At 73.9% G+C, this 22,605-nt stretch carries 21 protein-coding genes and 1 pseudogene; 17 read left to right on the top strand and 5 right to left on the bottom strand.

The features are described 5' to 3' along the window. The first annotated feature begins 4 nt into the window (after nt 1-4). The gene (locus AC3ANS_RS18385) at nt 5-1,123 is read left to right on the top strand and encodes a lyase family protein (protein ID WP_488293024.1); all 1,119 of its coding nucleotides are present in this window, start codon (nt 5-7) and stop codon (nt 1,121-1,123) included. Then, entirely contained in the window at nt 1,120-2,316 is a 1,197-nt protein-coding gene (gene pcaDC / locus AC3ANS_RS18380; protein ID WP_488293023.1) for a bifunctional 3-oxoadipate enol-lactonase/4-carboxymuconolactone decarboxylase PcaDC, read from the top strand. Before AC3ANS_RS18385 ends, pcaDC begins: the two co-directional genes overlap by 4 nt. A gap of 28 nt (nt 2,317-2,344) precedes the next feature. Here the strand turns inward: pcaDC and AC3ANS_RS18375 are convergent, their stop codons facing one another. Next, the gene (locus AC3ANS_RS18375; RefSeq protein ID WP_488293022.1) at nt 2,345-3,850 is read right to left on the bottom strand and encodes an aldehyde dehydrogenase family protein; all 1,506 of its coding nucleotides are present in this window, start codon (nt 3,848-3,850) and stop codon (nt 2,345-2,347) included. A 66-nt stretch (nt 3,851-3,916) separates the two neighbouring features. Beyond that, complete coding sequence (locus AC3ANS_RS18370) at nt 3,917-4,747, bottom strand: IclR family transcriptional regulator (protein ID WP_488293021.1); 831 nt, start codon at nt 4,745-4,747, stop codon at nt 3,917-3,919. A 130-nt stretch (nt 4,748-4,877) separates the two neighbouring features. On the opposite strand from AC3ANS_RS18370, the gene AC3ANS_RS18365 reads away from it, so the two are divergent. From AC3ANS_RS18365 to AC3ANS_RS18330, 8 genes are read left to right on the top strand one after another with little or no spacing between them, the layout of a single operon-like run. Further along, nucleotides 4,878-6,182, top strand: coding sequence for an ABC transporter substrate-binding protein (locus AC3ANS_RS18365; RefSeq protein WP_488293020.1), 1,305 nt, complete (start codon nt 4,878-4,880; stop codon nt 6,180-6,182). After that, the gene (locus tag AC3ANS_RS18360) at nt 6,182-6,967 is read left to right on the top strand and encodes an ABC transporter ATP-binding protein (protein WP_488293019.1); all 786 of its coding nucleotides are present in this window, start codon (nt 6,182-6,184) and stop codon (nt 6,965-6,967) included. The genes AC3ANS_RS18365 and AC3ANS_RS18360 overlap by 1 nt, the downstream gene beginning before the upstream one ends. Then, nucleotides 6,964-7,683 (top strand): ABC transporter ATP-binding protein, encoded by a 720-nt coding sequence (locus tag AC3ANS_RS18355; protein WP_488293018.1) that lies wholly within the window; start codon nt 6,964-6,966, stop codon nt 7,681-7,683. Before AC3ANS_RS18360 ends, AC3ANS_RS18355 begins: the two co-directional genes overlap by 4 nt. Then, nucleotides 7,684-8,547, top strand: a complete 864-nt coding sequence (locus AC3ANS_RS18350; RefSeq protein ID WP_488293017.1) for a branched-chain amino acid ABC transporter permease — start codon at nt 7,684-7,686, stop codon at nt 8,545-8,547. It abuts the gene before it with no gap. Continuing rightward, a complete protein-coding gene (locus AC3ANS_RS18345; protein WP_488293016.1) occupies nt 8,544-9,587 on the top strand; it encodes a branched-chain amino acid ABC transporter permease in 1,044 nt (347 codons plus the stop codon). Before AC3ANS_RS18350 ends, AC3ANS_RS18345 begins: the two co-directional genes overlap by 4 nt. After that, entirely contained in the window at nt 9,584-10,975 is a 1,392-nt protein-coding gene (locus AC3ANS_RS18340; protein ID WP_488293015.1) for an amidase, read from the top strand. The genes AC3ANS_RS18345 and AC3ANS_RS18340 overlap by 4 nt, the downstream gene beginning before the upstream one ends. Beyond that, on the top strand, nt 10,975-12,093 hold the full coding sequence (locus AC3ANS_RS18335) for an NAD(P)-dependent alcohol dehydrogenase (protein WP_488293014.1): 1,119 nt from the start codon (nt 10,975-10,977) through the stop codon (nt 12,091-12,093). The genes AC3ANS_RS18340 and AC3ANS_RS18335 overlap by 1 nt, the downstream gene beginning before the upstream one ends. A 57-nt stretch (nt 12,094-12,150) precedes the next feature. Further along, a complete protein-coding gene (locus AC3ANS_RS18330) occupies nt 12,151-13,614 on the top strand; it encodes an aldehyde dehydrogenase family protein (protein ID WP_488293013.1) in 1,464 nt (487 codons plus the stop codon). On the opposite strand, the gene AC3ANS_RS18325 is transcribed toward AC3ANS_RS18330, so the two are convergent. Further along, on the bottom strand, nt 13,577-14,497 hold the full coding sequence (locus AC3ANS_RS18325) for a LysR substrate-binding domain-containing protein (RefSeq protein WP_488293012.1): 921 nt from the start codon (nt 14,495-14,497) through the stop codon (nt 13,577-13,579). The genes AC3ANS_RS18330 and AC3ANS_RS18325 overlap by 38 nt on opposite strands. Before the next feature lie 83 nt (nt 14,498-14,580). Here AC3ANS_RS18325 and AC3ANS_RS18320 point away from each other — a divergent pair, with 83 nt between their 5' ends. The 3 genes from AC3ANS_RS18320 to AC3ANS_RS18310 are packed head-to-tail and all read left to right on the top strand — an operon-like array spanning nt 14,581 to nt 17,083. Further along, nucleotides 14,581-15,792 carry a thiolase family protein gene (locus AC3ANS_RS18320; protein WP_488293011.1) on the top strand — a complete coding sequence of 404 codons (1,212 nt, stop codon included), beginning with the start codon at nt 14,581-14,583 and terminating at the stop codon, nt 15,790-15,792. Further along, entirely contained in the window at nt 15,789-16,448 is a 660-nt protein-coding gene (locus AC3ANS_RS18315) for a 3-oxoacid CoA-transferase subunit A (RefSeq protein ID WP_488293010.1), read from the top strand. The genes AC3ANS_RS18320 and AC3ANS_RS18315 overlap by 4 nt, the downstream gene beginning before the upstream one ends. Then, the gene (locus AC3ANS_RS18310; RefSeq protein WP_488293009.1) at nt 16,445-17,083 is read left to right on the top strand and encodes a 3-oxoacid CoA-transferase subunit B; all 639 of its coding nucleotides are present in this window, start codon (nt 16,445-16,447) and stop codon (nt 17,081-17,083) included. The genes AC3ANS_RS18315 and AC3ANS_RS18310 overlap by 4 nt, the downstream gene beginning before the upstream one ends. A gap of 65 nt (nt 17,084-17,148) precedes the next feature. Here the strand turns inward: AC3ANS_RS18310 and AC3ANS_RS18305 are convergent. Both AC3ANS_RS18305 and AC3ANS_RS18300 read right to left on the bottom strand, forming a co-directional pair. Then, nucleotides 17,149-17,862 (bottom strand): annotated as a pseudogene (locus AC3ANS_RS18305) (sulfite exporter TauE/SafE family protein); the annotation flags it as partial. Further along, the gene (locus AC3ANS_RS18300; RefSeq protein ID WP_488293008.1) at nt 17,859-18,632 is read right to left on the bottom strand and encodes a GntR family transcriptional regulator; all 774 of its coding nucleotides are present in this window, start codon (nt 18,630-18,632) and stop codon (nt 17,859-17,861) included. The gene AC3ANS_RS18300 and the pseudogene AC3ANS_RS18305, both read right to left, overlap by 4 nt. Before the next feature lie 64 nt (nt 18,633-18,696). Here AC3ANS_RS18300 and AC3ANS_RS18295 point away from each other — a divergent pair, with 64 nt between their 5' ends. The 4 genes from AC3ANS_RS18295 to AC3ANS_RS18280 all read left to right on the top strand — a co-directional run bounded on the left by AC3ANS_RS18295 (nt 18,697) and on the right by AC3ANS_RS18280 (nt 22,590). Beyond that, the gene (locus tag AC3ANS_RS18295) at nt 18,697-19,869 is read left to right on the top strand and encodes a cysteine--1-D-myo-inosityl 2-amino-2-deoxy-alpha-D-glucopyranoside ligase (RefSeq protein WP_488293007.1); all 1,173 of its coding nucleotides are present in this window, start codon (nt 18,697-18,699) and stop codon (nt 19,867-19,869) included. A 41-nt stretch (nt 19,870-19,910) separates the two neighbouring features. Beyond that, the gene (locus AC3ANS_RS18290) at nt 19,911-20,504 is read left to right on the top strand and encodes a TetR/AcrR family transcriptional regulator (protein WP_488293006.1); all 594 of its coding nucleotides are present in this window, start codon (nt 19,911-19,913) and stop codon (nt 20,502-20,504) included. Between the two features lie 66 nt (nt 20,505-20,570). Continuing rightward, nucleotides 20,571-21,098 carry a SigE family RNA polymerase sigma factor gene (locus AC3ANS_RS18285; RefSeq protein WP_488293005.1) on the top strand — a complete coding sequence of 176 codons (528 nt, stop codon included), beginning with the start codon at nt 20,571-20,573 and terminating at the stop codon, nt 21,096-21,098. Between the two features lies 1 nt (nt 21,099). After that, the gene (locus AC3ANS_RS18280) at nt 21,100-22,590 is read left to right on the top strand and encodes a hypothetical protein (protein ID WP_488293004.1); all 1,491 of its coding nucleotides are present in this window, start codon (nt 21,100-21,102) and stop codon (nt 22,588-22,590) included. Nucleotides 22,591-22,605 lie beyond the last annotated feature (15 nt).

The raw sequence follows: 22,605 nt of genomic DNA, 5'->3' as shown, positions 1-22,605 counted from the left end.
TCGCATGGCAGACCTGTTCTGGCCCGGCGACGAACGTGCCGGGACGCACTTCACGCAGGCGGCGTTCCTGCGCGCGATGATCGCGGTCGAGGAGGACTGGCTCGGGCGTCCGATCGAGGTCTCGGTCGACCTCGACGGGCTCGCCCGCGACGCCGAGGCCGGCGGCAACCCGGTCATCGCGCTCGTGCGGATGCTCCGCGAGGGGCTCACGCGCCTCGACCCGGACGGCGCGCGGCTGCTCCACCGTGGGCTCACCAGCCAGGACGTGGTCGACAGCGCCCTGATGCGGATGGCGGAGAGCGCTGTCGGCGACCTGCGCCGCGACCACGCCCGGACCGTCGACGGGCTGGTACGTCTGGCCGAGGAGCACCGCGACACCCCCCTGGTGGCGCGCACGCTGACCCAGCACGCGGTGCCGACGACGTTCGGCTTCCGGGTCGCGGCCTGGCTGACCGCCGTCCTCGACGCCGACGACGACCTGGCCCGGCTCGAGTTCCCGCGTCAGCTCGGCGGCGCGGCGGGGACCCGCGCGGCGCTGGTGGAGCTGGGCATCGACCCGCCCGAGGACGCGCCACCGTGGCACACGACCCGCGCGCCGGTGACCCGGCTCGGCGACGCGCTGGTCGGCTGCACCGACGCCTGCGCCCGGATCGCCAACGACGTGCTCACGATGTCCCGGCCCGAGATCGGCGAGCTGGCCGAGGGCGCCGGTGGTGGCTCGTCGACGATGCCCGGCAAGGCCAATCCGGTGCTGTCCGTGCTGGTCCGTCGCGCCGCGCTGACCACGCCCCAGCTGGCAGCCAACCTGCACGTGGCCGCCGCGCTGCAGGTCGACGACCGCGCCGACGGCGGATGGCACGCGGAGTGGGCGACGCTGCGCGACCTCGTACGCCGGAGCCTGGTCGCGGCCTCGCAGACCGCCGACCTGGTGGCCGGCCTCCAGGTCCATCCCGACCGGATGGCCGTCACCCTGGCGGCGGCCGGCGACGCCGTGCTCGCCGAGCAGCGCACCATGGCCGAGGTCGCCGGTCACCCACCCGCTCCGTCGTACCTCGGCGACGCGGGCCGTCAGGTCGACCGCGCGGTCGCCCGGGCCCGCACCCTCCTGGAAAGGGAACGATGATCCCCACCGTCACCGCCGTCCGCATGACCCTGGCCCGGCACCGCGGGGAGCTCCCGCTGCTGGTGCTGGGCCCCTCGCTCGGCACCACGGCCACCACCCTGTGGAGCGCGTGCGCCGCCCACCTCACCGACGCGTTCGACGTGCTCGCCTGGGACCTGCCCGGCCACGGGCACAACCGCTCGGCGGCCGCCGAGGACTTCGACTTGGCCGAGCTCGCCGCCGGGGTGCTGCGCATCGTCGACGACGTGGTCGCGGACCGGGGCCAGCCGCGCGGCGCCTTCAGCTACGCCGGCGACTCGGTCGGCGGTGCGGTCGGGCTGCAGCTGCTGCTCGACGTCCCCGAGCGGGTCACCGCGGCGGCGCTGCTGTGCACGGGGGCGCGGCTCGGGACCGCCGAGTCCTGGGCCGAGCGCATCGACCAAGTGCGGGCGTCGGGGACGTCGGGGCAGGTCTCGGCCGCCGCCGGACGGTGGTTCGCTCCCGGCTTCCTCGAACGGGAGCCCGAGCGTGGCTCCGCGCTGCTGCACGCGCTGCAGGACGCCCTCGACGAGGGCTACGCCCAGGTCTGTGGCGCGCTCGCCGGCTTCGACGTCCGCGAGCGGCTCGGCGAGATCGCCGCGCCGGTGCTGGCGATCAGCGGGTCGGTCGACGCCGTGGCTCCGCCCGACCTGCTGCGTGCGGTCGCGGACGGGGTCCAGCACGGCACCTACGCCGAGCTCGAGGGGGTCGCCCACCTGGCGCCCGCCGAGGCACCGGCCGAGGTGGCGCGGCTGTTGCGCCGGCACCTCCTCGGGGAGGAGCCCGTCGAGATCCACCCGGCGCCCACCGACGAGCGGTACGCCGCCGGGCTCGCCGTACGCCGCGAGGTGCTCGGCGACGAGCACGTCGACCGTGCCACCGCCGCCGCGACCGGGCTGACGCGCGACTTCCAGGAGCTGATCACCCGCTACGCGTGGGGTGAGATCTGGACCCGGCCCGGGCTCGACCGGCGCAGCCGCTCAATCGTGACCCTCACCGCGCTAGTCGCTCGCGGCCATCACGAGGAGCTCGCGATGCACCTGCGCGCCGCCCTGCGCAACGGCCTGAGTGTCGAGGAGATCCAGGAGGTGCTCCTGCAGACCGCGATCTACTGCGGGGTGCCTGACGCCAACACCGCGTTCCGGATCGCCCAGCAGGTGCTCGAGGAAGGTTGACCCGCCCGAAACTCTTGGGCGGGTCAACTCAGAACGGGAACGTCCGCGGGGTGTCCCGGGTCGTGAGCCACTGCAGCTCGGTGAAGTCCTCCACCGCGAATCCCACGCCGAAGCGGCCCCACCCGCTGCCACGGGTGCCCCCGAAGGGCATCTGCGGCTCGTCGTTGACCGGCTGGTCGTTGACGTGCACGATCCCGGCGTCCAGGCGCCGGGCCACCTCGAGGCCCTCCACCGAGCTGCGGGCCAGGACGGCCGCGGTCAGTCCGAACCCGGTCGCGTTGGCCCGGCGGACGGCCTCGTCGCGGTCGGCGACCACCTCCAGCACGACCACGGGACCGAAGGTCTCCTCGAGGGCGAGCTCGACGTCCTCCGGGACATCGGTGAGCACCGTCGGTGGGTAGCAGGGTGGCTGTGCCCGGCCGCCGGTCAGGATCCGGGCCCCGTGGGCGACCGCCTCCTCCACGCGCCGGGTGACGACCGCCAGCGCCCACTGGTTGATCAGCGGACCGACCACCGTCCGCGGGTCGCTCGGGTCGCCGATCGGCAGCGACGCGACCTTGGCGGTGAACAGCTCGGCGAACTCCTCGGCGATCGGTTGCTCGACATAGATCCGGCGGGCGCCCATGCAGACCTGGCCCTGGTGGACGAAGGCGCCGTACGCCGCGGCGTCGGCGGCGTACTCCAGGTCGACGCCCTCGAGCACGAGCAACGGGTTCTGCCCGCCGAGCTGGAGGAGCACCCGCTTCAGGTGGCGCCCGGCGGCCTCGGCGAGTCGCCGGCCCGTGGTGGTGGAGCCGGTGAAGTTCAGGCGCCGGACCATGGGGTTCGCGATCAGCTCGTCGCCGATCGCGCCCGCCTCACCGGGGGCGTGGGTGACCACGTTCAGCACCCCGGGCGGCAGGCCGGCCTCGGCGAACAGCTCCGCCCACAGCGCCCCGCCGCTGACCGGGGCCTCCTCCGAGGGCTTGAGCACCACCGTGTTGCCGAGGGCGATCGGGCCGGCGATCGCCCGGCCCGACAGGGTCAGCGGGGCGTTCCAGGGGGCGATGGCGCCGACCACGCCGACCGGGCGGCGCACCGCGAGCGCTTGGGTGCCGGGCACGTCGGAGGGCAGCACCTGGCCGGTGGCGGCGTAGGGGAGGCTCGAGCACTGCCGCAGGAGCGAGAGGCTGAAGGCGAGCTGGTGCTCGGCGAAGTGGCGCGCGCAACCGGTCTCCAGGGCGAGCAGCGTCACCACGTCCTCGCGACGCTGCTCGAGCAGGTCGGCGGCGCGGAGGAACACCCGCTGGCGCTCGTGGGGGAGCGAGACCGACCACGAGGCGAAGGCCTCGTGGGCGACGTCGATCGCCGCCCTGGTGTCGTCGGCGTCGCCGGCCGCGACGGTGCCGATCACCGCTCCCGACCAGGGGTCGCGGACGTCGAAGGAGCGGGCGGCAGCCGACTCCACCCAGCGACCGCCGATGTGCTGGAGCACGTGCGGGGCCGCGCCGCCGGCCACCCGGCGCACGAAGGTGCCGGAGCCCGTGTCACTCACGGGGGCACCCTAGGCACAGGCGGGCGACGTCACGACAAGCGTTCCGGTCGACCGATCGAGGTTCCATCAGACGGAACCCGTTGCCGATCCGAGGTAGCCCAGTCGCTGCGAGATCTGGTGGGTCGTGCGGCGCAGGGGTTCCTCGAGGCGACCGACCACCGCGTCCATGGAGGCGTTCCAGGCGCTGAGGTGCACAGCGATGTTGACCGCCGCGACGACGTGCCCCACGCGGTCGCGCACCGGCGCCGCCAGCGACCTCAGGCCGGGGGCGAGCTCCTCGTCGTTGACCGCGATGCCGGCGGCCGCGACCTCGGCGAGCGTGGTCATCAGCTGCTCGCGGGCGGTGATCGTGTGGGGGCCGCGGCGGGCCAGGTCGGTGCGGTCGAGGATCGCACGCACGGTCGCCGGGTCACGGTGGGCGAGCAGGACCTTGCCCATCGACGTGCAGTACGCCGGCAGCCGGGCCCCGACCTGCACGTTCAGCTCGATCCGGAACCCGGCGCGGGTCGGCCGGCGTCGGTCGACGTACACGATGTCGGACCCGTCGAGCACGGCCATGTTGACGGTGTAGTTGGTCTCGTCGGCGAGGGCCTGGAGCAGCCGGCCGGCCACCTGGGAGATCTCGAGCGACGTCACCGCGGCGAAGCCCAGGCTCAGCGCCTGCGGACCAAGCTGGTAGCGGCGCTCGTCGGGGGCGGGCTCGAGGAACCCGAGGGCGAGCAGGCTGGCGACGTAGCGGTGGCAGGTGCTCTTGCTGAGCCCGACCGCGCGGGCGATCTCGACCAGGCCGAGCGGCTCGCGGCGTTCGGCGAGCGCCGAGAGGATCGACAGGCCCCGCTCGAGCGACTGGGCCCCGGAGCCCCCCTCGGCGGGCACGGACGGTGAGGACGTGGCCACCCCCGACATCCTAGTGGAACCCGGTCCCGCGGGGTCGAACGTCTCGTTGACGTGTGGCGGCGGTCACGCCGAGCATCCCGACCACGCCACGTCCGGCCCGCGCGGTCGACGCTCGAGAAGGAGTTCTGTCGTGAGTCACACCTCTGCCAGCGGCATCAGCCGCCGCGGTCTGCTCAAGGGGGTCGGTCTCGGTGCTGCGGCCGTCGGGAGCATGCCCCTGCTCAACGCGTGCGGTGGGCTGAAGGGCTCGTCGTCGTCCTCCTCCGACGTCCTGCGGATCGGGTACGTCAGCCCCCAGACCGGCGCCCTGGCTGGCTTCGCCGCCGCGGACAACTTCATCGTCAAGCAGATCAACGCCGCGGTGAAGAACGGGATGACCATCGGCGGCAAGAAGCGCCGGTTCGAGATCGTCGTCAAGGACACCCAGTCCGACCCCAACCGGGCCACCGAGGTGACCCGCGAGCTGATCAACGACGGGGTCGACCTCGTCGTGGGGTCCTCGACGCCGGACACCACCAACCCGGTCGCCGACCAGTGCGAGGCCAACGGCGTGCCCAACGTGACGACGATCGCGCCCTGGGAGGCGTGGTTCCACGGCCGCAACGGCAAGTCGGGCGAGGGCTTCAAGTACACGACGCTGTTCTTCTTCGGCATGCAGCAGTTCGCCGACTGCTTCTTCCCCATGTGGGACCGGATGGGGGTCACCAGCAAGGACGTCGCCTGCCTGTGGCCCAACGACACCGACGCCAACGCCTTCCGCGAGGGCCTCGGCGCGATGATGAAGAGCTCCGGCTACCGGGCCGTGGACGGCGGCGCCTACGAGGACGGCGCCACGGACTTCACCGCCCAGATCGCGGAGTTCAAGAAGTCCGACGCCGAGCTGTTCACGTGCACGCCGATCCCCCCGGACTTCCAGACCTTCTGGAAGCAGGCGCAGCAGCAGGGCTTCCGGCCCAAGCTCGCCACGGTCGCCAAGGTGATGCTGTTCCCGACCGAGGCCGAGGCGCTCGGCAAGCTGAGCAAGAACATCGCGACCGACATCTGGTGGAGCCCCTTCCACCCCTACGCCTCGGCCCTGGACGGCACGACCGCCAAGCAGCTCGCGGACGGCTACGCCCGCGACACCGGCCACCAGTGGACCCAGGCCCTCGGCTCGATCTACTCGCTGTTCGAGGTGGGGATCCAGGCGCTCAAGGACGCCGACGACCCGAAGGACAAGGACGAGGTCGCGTCCAACCTGCGCAGCATGAAGCTCAGCTGCATGAGCGGCGACCTCGACTTCACCGACGGGCCCGAGCCGGGCATCGCCATCCAGCGCCCGGTGGGCGGCCAGTGGCGCGAAGGCACCGACTTCCCCTGGGACGTCGTGATCGTCGACAACACGCCGAACCCCGACGTGCCGGTGGGTGGCGACCTGCTACCCACGAACGCCTGATGGGGGGCTCGGACTCCGACCTCCTCACCCTGCGCGGCGTCAGCAAGAGCTTCGGGCGGGTCGTCGTCGCGACCGATCTCGACCTCACCGTGCGGGACGGGGAGTCCCTGGGCATCGTGGGCCCGAACGGCGCAGGGAAGTCGTCGCTGTTCTCGATGATCTCGGGCGACCTGCGCCCCGACCGGGGAGCCATCCGGCTCGCCGGAGCCGACGTGACCCGGGCGAGCGCGTTCGCGCGGACCCGGGCCGGGATCGGACGCACCTATCAGGTGCCGCGACCCTTCGAGCACCTCACGGTCTTCGAGAACGTGCTGGTCTGCGCCCACCAGGGTGCTCGGCGCCGCGGTCGCGAGGCCTGGAACGCGGCCGCGGACGTCCTCGAGGTCACCGGCCTCGCGCCGCAGGCCAACCTGGAGGCCGGGCGGCTCGGGCTCCTCCAGCGCAAACGCCTCGAGGTCGCGCGGGCGCTCGCGACCGGGCCGAGGCTGCTGCTGCTCGACGAGGTCGCAGGTGGACTGACCGATCCCGAGGTCGCCGAGCTCGTCGAGGTGGTCCGGACACTGCACGGGCAGGGCCTGGCCGTCGTCTGGATCGAGCACGTGGTGCACGCCCTGGTGAAGACCGTCGACCGGATGCTCTGCCTGGCCGGTGGCCGGGTGGTCGCCGACGGGGCCCCGATGGAGGTCCTCGCCGACCCCGACGTCCGCGAGCTCTACCTCGGCACCGGGCCCGAGACCGACCCTCCCGACCATCCCGACCACTCGCACCAGGAGGAGACCTCGTGACCCTGCTGAGCGTCCGAGGACTCGACGTGCACCACGGACAGCTGCACGCGGTCCGCGGCGTCGACCTCGACATCGAGCGTGGCCAGGTGATGGCCGTGATCGGCGCGAACGGCGCCGGCAAGTCCACGCTGCTGCGTGCGCTCGCGGGCGCCCACCCGCCGACGGCCGGCACCGTGACCTTCGACGGCCGCGACATCACCCGGGTCCCGGCGTACAAGCGTCTGAGCGCGGGCATCGCGCTGGTGCCGGAGGGGCGCCGGCTGTTCCGGTCGATGACCGTGGAGGAGAACCTGCTCACCGGCACCTACCGGGGCCGCCCGGGCCCGTGGACCCTCGCGAAGGTCTACGAGCTGTTCCCCTGGATGGCCGACCGGCGACGGCAGAACGCCGCCCAGCTCTCCGGCGGGGAGCAGCAGTCGGTCGCGATCGGTCGAGCGCTGGTCGCCAACCCCGAGCTGGTCCTGGTCGACGAGCTTTCGCTAGGGCTGGCCCCGGTCGTCGTACGCCGGATCTACGGCGTCCTCCCGACGATCGTCGCGGAGGGCACGACCGCGCTCATCGTCGAGCAGGACGTCACCCAGGCGATGCAGGTCGCTGACCACGTGCATTGCCTGCTCGAGGGCCGGTCGGTGCTCGCGGGTCGGCCCGCGGAGCTGAGCGCGGAGCAGGTCGAGCGCGCCTACTTCGGCATCGACGCGCCGGCGGGGGTGGCCTGAGTGGACTGGGTCAACGCCATCGTCCAGGGGCTCCTCCTGGGCGGCCTCTACGCACTGTTCGCCACCGGGCTGTCGGTGATGTTCGGCGTGATGCGGGTGGTCAACCTCGCGCACGGCGACCTCGCCGTGGTGGCCGCCTTCCTGGCTCTCGCGCTCATCAGCGGCGGAGTGCCGCTGTGGTTCGCGGTCGTCATCGCGGCGCCGCTGTTCGCCCTGCTCGGCTACGCCACCCAGCGGGTGCTGCTGCAGCGCAGCCTCGCCGCGGGGCCGACGTCCACGCTCGTGGTCACGTTCGGCCTCTCGATCGTGATCCAGAACCTGCTGCTCGAGCACTACTCGGCCGACACCCGCACGCTCGACGGTGGCAGCTTCGCGACCGGGGCGTTCGAGATCACCGACCAGCTCACCGTGCCCTACCTGCCGCTGGTCACGTTCCTGCTCGCGGTCGTCGTGCTCGTCGGCATCCAGCTGTTCCTCTCCCGGACCGGCCTCGGCCGGATGCTGCGCGCGTCCTCCGACGACCGCGAGGCAGCCGCCCTGGTCGGCGCGGACAGCCGCCACGTCTACGGGATCGCCACCGCGATCGCGTTCGCGACCGTCGCGCTGGCCGGCGTGATGATGGCGATGCGGTCGTCGTTCGACCCGGCGACCGGTCCCTCGCGGCTGCTGTTCGCCTTCGAGGCGGTCGTCATCGGCGGCCTCGGCTCGCTGTGGGGAACCCTGCTCGGCGGCATCGTGCTGGGCCTGACCCAGGCGATCGGCGCCCAGATCGACCCCGCCCTGACCATCCTCGGCGGGCACCTCGTGTTCCTGCTGGTGCTGGCGTTCCGGCCGCAGGGCCTGCTCCCCGGGAGGGCCTCGTGAACCCCGTCGCCGCGCCTGCGCGCCCCGTCGCCGTACGCCGCTCGGCCCGCTCGACCCGGCTCACGACGAGCGGCCTGGTGGTGACCGTGCTGGTCCTGGCGGTGCTGCCGTTCGTGGTGTTCGCCGGCGTCACCGACTCGCTGGTCAACCTGTTCGTGCTGATCGCGCTGGCCAGCATGTGGAACCTGCTGGCCGGGTTCGGCGGCCTGGTCTCGGTGGGCCAGCAGGCCTACCTCGGCATCGGCGCCTACTCCGTGCTCGTCCTCGCCGAGCAGGGGGTGCCGGCGTACGCCGCAGTGCTGCTCGCCGCGCTCGTCGCCGCCGTGTTCGCGGTCCCGACGTCGTGGCTCGCGTTCCGGCTGCGGGGCGACTACTTCGCGATCGGTACCTGGGTGATCGCCGAGGTGTACCGCCTGGTGACGACCCGCATCGACAGCCTCGGCGGGGCGAGTGGCAAGTCGCTGACCACGCTGTCGGGCATCGACCCCGTGGTGCGTGGCGCGCTGACCTACTGGGCCGCGCTCGCCGTCGCGCTGGCTTCGGTGCTGGTCTGCTACCTGCTGCTGCGCAGCCGTGTGGGCCTCTCGCTGATGGCGGTGCGGGACGAGGAGACCGCCGCGAGCGCGGTGGGGATCGACGTGCCGCGAGCCAAACGCCTGGTCTACCTGATCAGTGCCGCGGGCTGCGGCGCTGCCGGCGGGGTGCTGCTCGTGGCCTCGCTGAGCGTGAACCCGAGCGCCGTCTACAGCGTGCAGTGGTCGGCGTACATGATCTTCATCGTCGTCATCGGAGGCATCGGCTACATCGAGGGGCCGCTGGTGGGGGCCGTCGTGTTCTTCGGGCTGCAGCAGCTGCTCGCAGACTACGGCAGCTGGTACCTCATCATCCTCGGCATCGTCGGCATCGCCGCCGCGATCTGGCTGCCGCGCGGCCTGTGGGGGACGCTCGCCGACCGGGCCCGGATCAGCCTGTTCCCCATCGGCTACCACCTGGAGCGGGCCGAGCCGCCGGCCCCCGAGACCGGGCACCCCCAGCCGTGACCGGTCTCCACGACCTCACGCTGCTGGAGGCCGCGCACGCGATCCGCACGCGCGCGGCGTCACCGGTCGAGCTCACCGAGCATGCCCTGGCGCGGATCGAGGAGACCGAGCCCGACGTGCACGCGTGGACCACCGTCACCGCTGACGCCGCCCGCGCGGCGGCCCGGGACGCCGAGGCGGCCGTGGTGGCCGGCGCCGGCCTCGGCCCGCTGCACGGCGTGCCGATGGGGGTCAAGGACCTCATCGACACGGCTGGCATCCGGACGACGTACGGCTCACCGCTCCACGAGCACCACGTGCCGGTCCGGGACGCGACCGCGGTCGCGCGGCTGCGGCGCGCCGGCGCGATCCTGCTCGGCAAGCACGCCACCCACGAGCTCGCCTGGGGTGGTCGCACCGACAGCGCCCACTTCGGACCGACCCACAACCCGCACCGCCGCGGGCGGGTCCCCGGCGGCTCGTCCGGAGGGTCGGCCGCCTCGGTGGTCGTCGGCAGCTGCTGGGGGGCGCTCGGCACCGACACCGCCGGCAGCGTGCGGATCCCCGCGGCCCTGAGCGGCTGCGTCGGGTTCAAGCCCTCCCGCGGCCGGGTCAGCCTCGCCGGGGTGCTGCCGCTCGCGCCGTCGCTCGACCACGTCGGCGCGCTGGCGCGCACGGTCGCCGACGCCGCCGCGATCCTCGACGCGGTCGCCGGTCCCGACCCGGCGGACCCCGGCACCCAGGCGCTGGAGCCCGCCGAGCCCGACGGCGGCCCGCTCGTCGTGGCCGCCCTCGGTGGCTGGGCGACCGCCCTGCTCGACCCCGGGGTGGTCGACGCCCGGGCCGCGGCTTGCGCGAGACTCGCCGCCGCCGGCGTCGAGGTCGTCGAGGTCGACCTGCCGGCCGAGTCTGCGACCACCCGGGCCGTGCTCACCCAGGTCCTGGCCGAGGCGCACGCCCGGCACCGGGCGGCGTTCGCGGAGCGACCGGACGCGTTCGGCGCCGACCTCGCCGCGCTGCTCGACCGACCCGGCCCCACCCCGCGGGAGCTGGCGGAGGCCGCGGCGGTCGTTGCGCGCACCTCGGCGCTGCTGCTCGAGCTGCTGACGACGTACGACGCCCTGGTGCTGCCGACGGTGCCCGTCGTCGCCCCACGGATCGGCGCCCCTACCGTGCGGCTCGCGGGCCCGGACGGGGAGGTCGACCTGCCCGTCGAGCTCGCCCTGACGCGGCTCACCTCGCCCTTCAACGCCGCAGGCCTGCCGGCCGTGAGCGTTCCCGCCGGCGCGGTCGACGGGCTGCCGGTGGGCATCCAGGTCGTCGGCCGGCCGTGGGGCGACCGCACCGCGCTCGCGGTCGCCGCGCTCCTCGAGCACCCCGCTGCCACCCCCCGTCGAGAGGAGCGTTGATGAGGATCTCCGCCGCCGTCGTCGAGGAGGTCGGCGCGCCGTTCTCCGTGCAGGAGCTCGACCTCGACGACCCCGGACCGGGCGAGGCGCTCGTGCGGATCGTGGCCACCGGGATCTGCCACACCGATGAGATCACCCGTCACGGCGACCTGCCGATGCCGTTCCCCGGCGTGCTCGGGCACGAGGGCGCCGGTGTGGTCGAGGCCGTCGGACCCGATGTCACAGGGGTCGCGGTCAGCGACCACGTGGTGATCGGCTGGCCGTCCTGCGGGACCTGCCGCAACTGCCGCGACGGCGAGCCGCGCTACTGCGCCCGGCTCGGCGAGGCGCTGTGCGGCGGCGCCCGCCTGCTCGGCCCGCGCGCCGGCAACAGCGCGCTGAGCCGCGGGGGAGAGCCCGTCCATGGGCACTTCTTCGGACAGTCGTCGTTCGCGACCCACGCGCTCACCTGGGCGGAGTCGCTGGTCGTGGTGCCCCGCGACGCGCCGCTCGAGCTGCTCGGGCCGCTCGCGTGCGGCATCGCCACCGGCGCGGGGGCGGTGTTCCACACGGTCCGCCCGGGCCCCGGCACCAGCCTGGTCGTGTACGGCGCCGGCGCGGTCGGCCTCGCCGCGGTGATGGCCGCGCGGCTCACCCCCGCCAGCCGCATCGTCGCGGTCGACCGGCACGACCACCGGCTCGACCTGGCCCGCAGGTTCGGCGCGACCCACACCGTCAACGCCGACCGCGACGACCCGGTCGCCGCGGTGCACGACATCTGCGGTGGTCCGGCGGACGCCGCGCTCGAGTGCACCGGGGTGATCCCCGTCGTACGCCAGGCCGCCGACAGCGTGGGGATGCGCGGCACCTGCGTGCTCATCGGGGGCGCGCCCGCCGGGGCGGAGCTCAGCCTCGACCACCTGACGACGCTGTGGGGCAAGCGCGTCGTGGGCACCCTCGGCGGCAGCGGCCGCAGCGAGGTCCTCATCGGCAGCCTGGTCGAGCTGCACGCCCAGGGCCGGTTCCCCTTCGACGAGCTCGTCCGCTTCTACCGGCTCGATGAGATCGGCTCCGCCCTCGCGGACGCCGCCGGAGGGGCGGTCCTCAAACCCGTTCTCCGCATCTCGAGCGCCGGCTGACCGCCGGCACCATCCCTCTCGCTCGCGACCCGAGCGGCAAGCAGAAAGGAGCGCGTCGTGGGACTTCTCGACGCCGTCGACTGGCAGGGCAACATCTTCAAGGCCGGGACCTGGCAGGAGGGCCGTGGCGGCGACTACGCCGTGGTCGAGCCGGCCACCGGTGCCGAGCTCGCACGCATGGGAGCGGCCACCGCCGAGGACGTCGCCGAGGCCGCGGCCTCCGCCGCCGAGGCCCAGCACGACTGGGCTGCGCTGCCCTACACCGCGCGCGCCGCGGTGCTGCGGCGGGCCGGTGACCTGTGGACCCAGCACGCTGAGGAGATCAGCGGCTGGAACGTCCGCGAGGTCGGCGCGGTGCCCGGCATGGCCGGGTTCGCGCTGCACGTCGCCGCCGAGGAGTGCTACGAGGCGGCGGCGCTCACCGGGCGGCCGATCGGCGAGCTGCTGCCGACCGAGCAGCCCCGGCTCTCGATGGCCAAGCGGGTGCCGGCCGGCGTCGTCGGCGTGATCTCGCCGTTCAACGTCCCGATCATCCTGGGCATCCGGTCGGTCGCCCCGGCGCTCGCGCTCGGCAACGCCGTGCTGCTCAAGCCGGACCCGCGCACGGCGGTGACCGGCGGCACGTTGATGGCCCGGGTGTTCGAGGAGGCCGGCGTACCGCCCGGGGTCCTCCAGCTGCTCCCCGGCGGCGCCGACGTCGGCGAGGCGATGATCACCGACCCGCACGTGCGGGTCATCTCGTTCACGGGGTCCACCGGCGTGGGCCGCCGGATCGGGGAGCTCGCGGGGCGGCACCTCAAGCGCGCGCACCTCGAGCTCGGCGGCAACTCAGCGCTGCTGGTGCTCGACGACGCCGACGTCGAGGAGGCCGTCAACCTGGCGGCCTGGGGGTCGTTCTTCCACCAGGGCCAGATCTGCATGACCACGGGCCGGCACCTGGTGGCCGACCGGATCTACGACGACTTCGTCGAGGCCCTCGCGGCGAAGGCGACGGCGCTGCCGGTCGGCGACCCGGCGACTGCGGAGGTGGCGCTCGGCCCGGTGATCGACGCCGGCCAGCGCGACAAGATCCACCGGATGGTCGTCGCCAGCGCCGAGCAGGGTGCGTCGCTCGCGGCCGGCGGGACCTACGAGTCGCTGTTCTACCGTCCCACGGTGCTCGCCGACGCGCCGCTGGCCGCCCCGGCGTTCGCCGAGGAGGTGTTCGGCCCGGTCGCGGCGGTCACCCGGGTCACGTCCGTCGACGATGCGGTCCGGTTGGCCTCCGACAGTGACTACGGCCTCTCGCTGGGCATCGTCACGCGCGACGTGATGCGAGGTCTCGCGGTGGCCGACCGGATCCCCACCGGCATCGTGCACATCAACGACCAGACCGTAAACGACGAGGCGGTGGCGCCGTTCGGCGGTGTGAAGGCGTCCGGCACCGGATCCCGCTTCGGCGGCGCGGCGGCCAACATCGAGGCGTTCACCGAGACCCGGTGGATCACGATGCGGGGCGAGCCGGCGCGCTACCCGTTCTGAGCGGACCCATGACGATCCGCTCGATGACCTCGGCGACGTGGTGCACGGCCGGCGAGGCCTCGTCTCGCCGGCCGGCGAGCGCGAGGTCGATCGCGGGCGGGTCGACCAGGGCGACGTACGAGACGCCCTCGAGCCCGAGGCTGCGCACCGGCTCGGGCACGAGCGCGACGCCGAGCCCCGCGGCGACGAACACCACCATCGTCGCGGTCTCCGCGACCTCGACCAGGGATGAGGGCTCGAAGCCCGCGTCGCCGCAGGCGCGCAGCACCTGCTCGTGGAGGGAGGACCGGTGACCCGAGGGGTGCACGACGAACGGCTCACCGGCCAGCTCGGCCAGCCGGATCCGGCGGCGGCCCGCGAGCGGGTGCGCCTCCGGGAGCACCGCCACCAGCCGCTCGGACCGCAGCGGCCGGACCGCCAGAGCGGTGTCGGCCTCGGGACGCAGCAGAGCGAGGTCGAAGGTGCCGTCGGCGAGCCCGGCGACCAGCCGCGGGCTGAGCACCTCGCCGCGCAGCTGCAGGTCGAGGTCGGGGAGCTCGGCGCGGACCTCGCGCGCGACGCGGGGGAGCACGTCGTAGGTCGCGGTGCCGATGAACCCGACCGACACCCGCCCGGCCCGGCCGGCGGCGAGCAGGGCCATGTCCGACTCGGCCCGCTCGACGCCGGCGACGATCCCGCGGGCGTGCTCGGCGAACCGCCGACCGGCCTCGGTGAGCTCGACCCGCCGGGTGGTCCGGCGGAACAGCTCGACGCCCAGCTCGCGCTCGAGCTGCTTGACCTGCTGGGAGAGCGCGGGCTGCGCGACGTGCACCCGGGCCGCCGCGCGGCCGAAGTGGCGCTCCTCCGCGAGCGCCAGCACGTACCGCGCGTGTCGCAGCTCCATGCGCGCATCTTATCGATGGAGATGATGAATCGAGCCACTATGAGTATTGGACCTGATAGATGATGCCGCCTAGCGTCGGAGGCATGAGCTCAGCCTTCGTGTACGCCGCGGTCCGCACCCCGTTCGGCCGGTTCGGCGGCGCACTCGCCGGCGTCCGCCCCGACGACCTCGCGGCCACGGCGATCACCGGCGCCCTGGCGCAGGTGCCCGACCTCGACCCGGCGGCCGTCGGCGACGTCGTGTGGGGGTGTGCCAACCAGGCGGGCGAGGACAACCGCAACGTGGGCCGGATGGCCGTCCTGCTGGCGGGACTGCCGGTGTCAGTGCCGGCGGTCACCGTCAACCGCCTGTGCGGGTCCTCGCTGGATGCGGTCGTCGCCGGGTCGCGGGCGATCGAGGCGGGGGACGCCGAGGTGGTGCTGACCGGCGGCGTCGAGTCGATGACCCGGGCACCCTGGGTGCTGCCCAAGCCCGAGCGCGCCTATCCGGCGGCCGATGTCACCGCGGTGTCCACGACGCTGGGCTGGCGCCTCGTCAACGAGCGGATGCCCGCCGAGTGGACGGTGGCGCTCGGCGAGGCCAACGAGCTGCTGGCCGAGCGCTTCGCGATCCCGCGGGACCGGCAGGACGAGTTCGCCGCCCGCTCGCACATCCTCGCTGACGCCGCCTGGGAGGCGGGCTTCTACGATGATCTGGTGGTGCCGGTCGACGCCGGGAACGGGCAGAGCGACCTGCGCCGCGACGAGGGCATCCGACCCGGCTCGAGTGCCGCGGCGCTCGCGGCCCTGAAGCCGGTGTTCCGCCCCGAGGGCTCCATCACTGCCGGCAACGCCTCCCCGCTCAGCGACGGGGCGTCCGTCGTGCTGCTCGGCTCCGAGGCCGCGGCCTCGGTCATCGGGCGCGACCCGGTCGCCCGGGTCGCGGGCCGCGGGGTCAGCGCGGTCGAGCCGCAGTGGTTCGGCTACGCGCCGGTCGAGGCCGCGGACCGGGCGCTGGCCCGGGCCGGGATCGGCTGGGGCGACGTGGCGGCGGTCGAGCTCAACGAGGCCTTTGCCGTGCAGTCGCTGGCATGCGTGGACGCCTGGGCCCGCCAGGGCCTCGACCCCGCGGTCGTCAACGCCAAGGGCGGCGCGATCGCGATCGGCCACCCGCTCGGCGCCTCCGGGGGCCGCGTCGTCGGCACTCTCGCGGCGCGGCTGCGCGAGTCGGGGAGGCGTTGGGGCGTCGCCGCGATCTGCATCGGGGTGGGCCAGGCCCTCGCCGTCGTGCTGGAGAACCCGGAAGGTACGCCGTGACCGCGACGATCTGCGCGACGGTCGCCGAGGCGGTCGCCGGCATCCGGGACGGCGCGGTCGTGCTCGTCGGCGGCTTCGGCATGGCCGGGATGCCGGTCGAGCTCGTCGACGCCGTCATCGACCAGGGCGCCACCGACCTGACCGTGGTCTCCAACAACGCCGGCAACGGCGACACCGGCCTGGCCGCGCTGCTGGCGCAGGGCCGGGTGCGCAAGGTCGTCTGCTCGTTCCCGCGCCAGCAGGACTCCTGGGTCTTCGACGGGCTCTACCGTGCCGGCCGCATCGAGCTCGAGCTGGTACCGCAGGGCAACCTGGCCGAGCGGCTGCGGGCCGCGGGTGCCGGCATCGGGGCCTTCTACACGCCCACGGGTGTCGGCACGCCGCTGGCCGAGGGCAAGGAGACCCGCGAGATCGAGGGCCGCACCTTCGTCCTCGAGCACCCGATCCGGGGCGACGTGGCACTGGTCGCGGCGCACCGTGCCGATCGGATGGGCAACCTGGTCTACCGCAAGACCGCCCGCAACTTCGGCCCGGTGATGGCCGCGGCCGCGCGGACCACGGTCGTGCAGGTGCGGGAGGTCGTCGAGACCGGAGAGCTGGACCCCGAGGCGGTCGTGACCCCGGGCATCTACGTCGACCGGGTGGTGGCGGTGTGAGCCTGAGCAAGCACGAGATCGCCGCCGTGGTCGCCCGTGACATCTCACCGGGGTCCTACGTCAACCTCGGCATCGGCCAGCCGACGCTGGTGGCCGACCACCTCGCGCCCGGCTCCGGGGTGGTGCTGCACACCGAGAACGGCATGCTCAACATGGGTCCGGCCGCGACCGGTGACCGGATCGACCCCGACCTGACCAACGCCGGCAAGTCCCCGGTGACCGAGCTCCCGGGAGCGTCGTACTTCCATCAGGCCGACTCGTTCGCGATGATGCGCGGCGGCCACCTCGACGTCTGCGTGCTCGGCGCGTTCCAGGTCTCCGCCAGGGGAGACCTCGCCAACTGGCACACCGGCGCGCCCGACGCGATCCCCGCGGTCGGCGGGGCGATGGACCTCGCCACCGGGGCGCGCAGCGTGTTCGTGATGATGGCGCTGTTCGCCAAGGACGGCTCGCCCAAGCTGGTCCCGGCCTGCACCTACCCGCTGACCGGCGTCGGGTGCGTCGACCGCGTCTACACCGACGTCGCGACCTTCGAGATCACCCCGGAGGGCGTCGTGGTGCGCGAGACCTTCGAGACGTCGTACGACGAGCTCGCCGCCCGCCTCGACGTGCCGCTGCTGAGGCCGCCGGCCTGAGGGGAGCGGTCGTGGTCGGCCAGGTCGTGGAGGCTCTGCGCGGCGGTTCCGCCGGCGACCAGCGTCAGGACGAGCGCGAACCCGACGGCCAGGCCGCGAGCGGGCAGCCGGTCGGCGGCGTGCTTGCCGAGCACGGCGGCCCCCATCGCGGCCAGCGCGAACGGCACCACCACCCGCATGTCCACCGGAGGGCCGTCGAGGCGGACCAGCAGCGACGTCGCCGCGTTGAGCGCCACGACGACCAGCGACGTGCCGACCGCCTGCGGCATCGGCAGGCCCACGACCAGCACGAGGACCGGCACCACCACGAAGCCGCCGCCGACACCGAAGAACCCGGTCAGCACCCCGACCAGCAGCGCCGCGAGCACCATCGCCGCCGGTGAGGTACGCCGGTCGGCGGTGCCGCAGCGCCCGCCGATGTCCGCCCGGCCGGCCGCCATCAGGGCCGCGGCGACCACCATCAGCACCGAGAACGCGAGCAGCAGGGTGTCCTCGTCGATGCCGTGGTTGAGCCTGCTGCCGACCCACGCCCCGGGAGCGCCCAGCACCCCGAAGGCAACGGCGAGGCGCCAGCGGACCTGGCCGCTGTGAACGTGGGACGCCGCGCCGGTGACGGCGGACAGCCCGACGACCACCAGGCTGCCGGTCGTCGCCGCCTGCGCGGACTGGCCGAGCAGGTAGACCATGGCCGGCACCGTCAGGATCGCCCCGCCCCCGCCGAGCCCGCCCAACACGGAGCCGACCAGCAGGCCGAGCACGACGGTGGCGAGGAGCGTCATCGGCCGGCCGCTGCCCCGGTCACGGTGGCCTGCAGGACCTGCGGCTGGTCGAGGTCGGTCCGCAGGCTGAACCGGTCTCCCCGCACGACCGTCTGCCGCCACTCGACCGGCTGCCCGGCGAGCTCGCCGGTGCGGTCGATCGCGAACGCCGCGGTGCGGTCGGGGATGCCGAGCAGCACCCGCTCCGCCGTGGTCGGCACCACTGCGCGCACCTGCTCGCGCCCTCCGGTGAGCCGCACCCCGCAACGGTCGCGCAGCTCGGCGTACAGCGAGGTCCGGGTGAAGTCGGCCTCCAGCAGCGGGGTGGCCAGCCGGGCCGGCAGCCAGACCCGGTCCATCGCGAGCGGCTCGTCGTCGACCAGGCGAATGCGCTCGAGGTAGACCAGCGGCGTCGACTCCTCCAGCCCGAGGCGGGCCGCCACCGTGCCGTCGGCCCGGGCGTCGAGGGCGCGCACGATGCTGCGCTGGCTGTGGCCGGCGGCGCGGGCCGACGCGAACAGGCTGTAGAGCGTGCCCTGGGGTGGGGTGATCTCCGTGCTGTCGGAGCCGGCCACCCGCGGCGCGCGGCCGCGTCCGGCCTCGACCAGCCCCGAGGAGCGCAGCTGGCGCAGCGCCTCGCGGACCGTGTGCCGGCTGACGGCGTACTGCTCGACGAGCGCCAGCTCGCCGGGGAAGGAGTCGGCGAACTCGCCGCGGCGCAGGCGGCGCTCGATGTCGGCGCGGACCTGCGCCCACAGCGGCATCGGACTGGTGCGGTCGACGGGCACCATGGCTCACCTTCGCTGCTCAAATGTACGGACATCCGGACAATAGCGTGGATGCGAGACTGGGCGCATGCCGGCCCACTCCCTGCGCCACCTGACCTCGCCCGTGACCGACGCCGCGCAGCGCGTGGGCACCCCGCCGCCCGCCCCCGCGCGGGTGAGGCTGGCCGGCGCCGCGCTCCCCCTGGTGGGCTCGGCCCGGGTGTACGTCTGCGGCATCACGCCGTACGACGTCACCCACCTCGGCCATGCGGCGACGTTCGTGTGGGCCGACCTGCTGGCCTCGGTGCTGGACGGCACCGGGGTCGATGTCGCGACCTGCCGCAACGTCACCGACGTCGACGACGTGCTGCTCGAGGCGGCTGCCCGGCGCGGCAGCCACTTCGACGAGCTCGCCGTGACCCAGGAAGCGGTCTTCGACCGGTCGATGCGGGCCCTGCGCGTCGCCACCCCGGCCCACCAGCCGCGGGCGCGCCACTACGTCGACGCGGTCGTCCAGCTGGCCCAGGTGCTGCTCGACCGCGGCGCGGCCTACGAGCGCGACGGCACGGTGTGGTTCCGGGGCGCGGCGGTCGCCGGCCGCACCGGGCTCGACCGCGACCGCGCGCTGGCGCTCTCCGCGGCGTACGGCGACGACCCGGACGACCCGGCCAAGGACGACCCGTTCGACGTCGCCGTGTGGCGGCCCTCGTCGGACCAGCAGCCGGCCTGGCCGAGCCCGTGGGGCTGGGGCCGGCCCGGCTGGCACGCCGAGTGTGCCGCGATGGCGATGGCCGTCCACGGAACGAGCGTCGACGTGCTCGTCGGCGGCGACGACCTGGTCTTCCCGCACCACGCCTACCAGGTGGCGATGGCCGAGGCGGCCAGCGGCGTCGCTCCGTTCGCCCGGGCCGAGCTGCACGTCGGGGAGGTCCGCGTCGACGGCGCGAAGATGGCGAAGTCCACCGGCAACCTGGTGCTCGTCGACGACCTGCTCGAGCACGTCTCGCCGGCAGCCCTGCGCCTGCACCTGCTGCACCGCCGCTACGACGAGCCCTGGGACTTCGAGACCGAGTCGCTCGGTGAGGCGCAGGAGCTGCTCGAGGCGCTCTACGCCGCGGCTGCCCGCCCGGGGAGCGGCGACCCGTGGGCCCCGGCGCAGGCGCTGCGGTCGGACCTCGACGTACGCACGGCTGTCGCCCGCGCCCTCGACCAGGGTGGGGAGTCCGCGCGCCGCCTGATCACCCAGCTCCGCCTGGGGTGAGTCGGCGGGGCGTGGTCAGGTGGTCCAGATAGCCTGACGGCATGGCCGGCCAGCGCGACGCGCAGAAGCAGCGGACGCGTCGCCTCCTCATCGACTCGGGGCTCCGTGCGTTCCAGGACAAGGGCTACGCGGCCGCCACGATCGACGACATCGCCACGGGCGCCGGGACGACCCGCACGACGTTCTACCTCCACTTCACCTCCAAGACCGAGCTCCTGCAGGCGCTGCTCGTCGACCTCGACGAGCTGGTGGCGAGGAACGACCAGGTGGACCTCACGGGCGTCATCGCGTCAGGTGACCGCCAGCTGATCCGCTCCTGGCTCGCGAGCCGCATCGACCAGTGGCCCGAGGTGATGCCGCAGTTGACCGCTGCCTTCCAGGCCGCCGCGATCGAGCCCGACATCGACCGGGACGTCGACGCGTGGTTCGAGCTCGCGATCACCCGCATCCGCGACGGCCTCGCCGCCGCCGGCCGGTTCGAGCCGGAGAGCCGTCTCGTTCGCGGGGCGCTGGCGTTCGGCCAGCTCGAGAACTTGTCGCGGCGCTGGGCCAGGCGGGGCTGGAGCAGCGCCGCCGAGCGGGACCTCGCGCTGGACCTCCTCACCGACAGCTGGTGCACGCTGCTCGTCGGATAAGGCGCGAGCACGCGACGCAACCTTTGTCGCGGTGGCGTCGTCAGTGGGGTACGAAAGGGGTGCCCGATGGCGATCTCGACCACGAGACAAGCGCAGGACCTGCCGACGTTCGAGGAGTACGCCGCGACGGCGTGGCCCTCGCTCTACCGGTCCTCCTACCTGCTGACCGGCAACCACGCGGACGCCGAGGACCTCGCCCAGCAGACGCTGGTGCAGGCCTACCGGTCCTGGGGGAAGGTGAGCCGGGCCGACCAGCCGGCGGCCTACCTGCGCCGCATGCAGACCAACCTGTTCATCACCGACCGGCGGCCACGCGGCCGCCGGCTCGAGCTGCTCACGGACGCGCCGCCCGAGCCGCGCCCCGCGCCGAGTGCGGGTCCCGAGGACCGGATGGTGCTCTGGCCGCGCATCGCCTCGCTGCCGCCGCGGCAACGGGCGGTGATCGTGCTGCGCTACTACGAGCAGCTCAGCGAACGCGAGATCGCCGACGCACTCGGTTGCTCCACCGGCAACGTCAAGTCCACGGCGCACCGCGCGCTGAACGCTCTGCGAGCCGCGATCGGCCCGCAGGCACCCGGCCGAGAGGAGGCCTGAGATGACCACCGAGCTCGAGAACACGCTGGCCCGCGAGCTGCACGAGGTCGCCGACGGCGTCCAGGTGCCGCCGATGCCGGAGCTGCAGCCTGATGTGGGCCCCAGGTCCCGGGGACACCTCTGGCAGCCGCTGCTGGTGGCGGCGTCGGTCGCAGTGATCGTCGGCGTCGCCGCGCTGATGCTCTCTCGGCACGACGCAGGCACGCCCCAGCCGACCCCGTCGCCCAGCCCTCCGGCGGTGACGGCGACCGACGGCTCGGATCGGACGATCGCGGGCACCACCCCGAAGGTCCCCTACGTCATCGACCAGCGCCTGTACGTCGAGGGCACCCAGGTCCCGGGTACCTGGTGGCTCGTCGAGTCCCGGGCGGGCACCTGGGTGGGCCAGCGGACCGACGGCTCGTGGTGGTGGGGCGCGACGGGGGTGGACGCCAGCAAGATCGACGCCCAGCTGGACCAGCCGCCGGTGATCTCACCGCACGGCGGTCAGGTCGCGTTCGTCGACTCGAGCAGCGGCCGAGCGAGCGTGAACGGGTTCACCACCGAGCCGGACGGCGAGGGCTTCGGCATCAGCCCGATCGCCGACCTGCCCGCCACCGAGGACGGCATCGCGGTCGGCGTCCGCGCCGTCACCGACGACGGCGACGTGATCGTCCAGGGCACCCGGACCAGCCTGATGTGGCGCACGCGCTACCAGGACCAGCGTGCGGTCGTGGACCTGAGCGAGACCGCCCCCGACCAGGTGGTGCTCCAGGGCACCGCCGCGGGCCTGGTCGTCGTCGACGGGTCCGGCGGTGCCACCGACGCGACCGACACCGAGCCCTACCTCGCGACCGTCGCGGCCGACGGGACCCTCGATCGCGTCGGCTCACTGCCGACGTACGACGCCCTCGACGTCAACCAGGAGGGCACCTGGCTGGTCCGGTCGCCGGCCGGCACCCTCGCCGGGGAGGTCACCTCCGTCTCGAGCCTCCGCGCGCAGCCGGTCACAGGTGGCGACGAGGTGACCCTGCACGCGCCGCAGGGCTGGAGCTTCGCGAACGGCGCCTGGACCTGGGAGGACGAGGAGGACTTCCTCACGGTGCTGCTGCCGGCCGAGGGCGGTGACCAGGCTGTTGCCCGGCCGGCCCGCTGCAACGTCACGCTGGCTGCCTGCCGGACGCTCCCGGTGCCCGCGATCGGAGCGACGGCCGTGGCGGCCGCCTCCAGCGCCGAGGAGGTCCTGGCCCTGGTGGTCCAGGCGGCGGCCGACCGGGACCGCGGCGCACTGGCCGACCCCGGCGTCATCGCGGTCGGCGACTGGGACCAGCTGGTCGGCTACGCGGCCGGACGCGGCGGCTCGGTCGCGAGCTGCCGTGACAACGGTGGAGGTACGAAGGACTGCGAGATCGACTTCGCCGCCGACCCCGCCACGACCTACTACGCGATCGTGGAGCCCGCGGACAACCGCTACGGATGGCGGGTCACGTACGTCGGCGTCGGGGGCGCCTGAGCTCCCGCGTCCGGT

Source organism: Nocardia sp. 149-1B (assembly GCF_057747975.1).
This window is presented reverse-complemented; position numbering and strand designations above follow the sequence as displayed.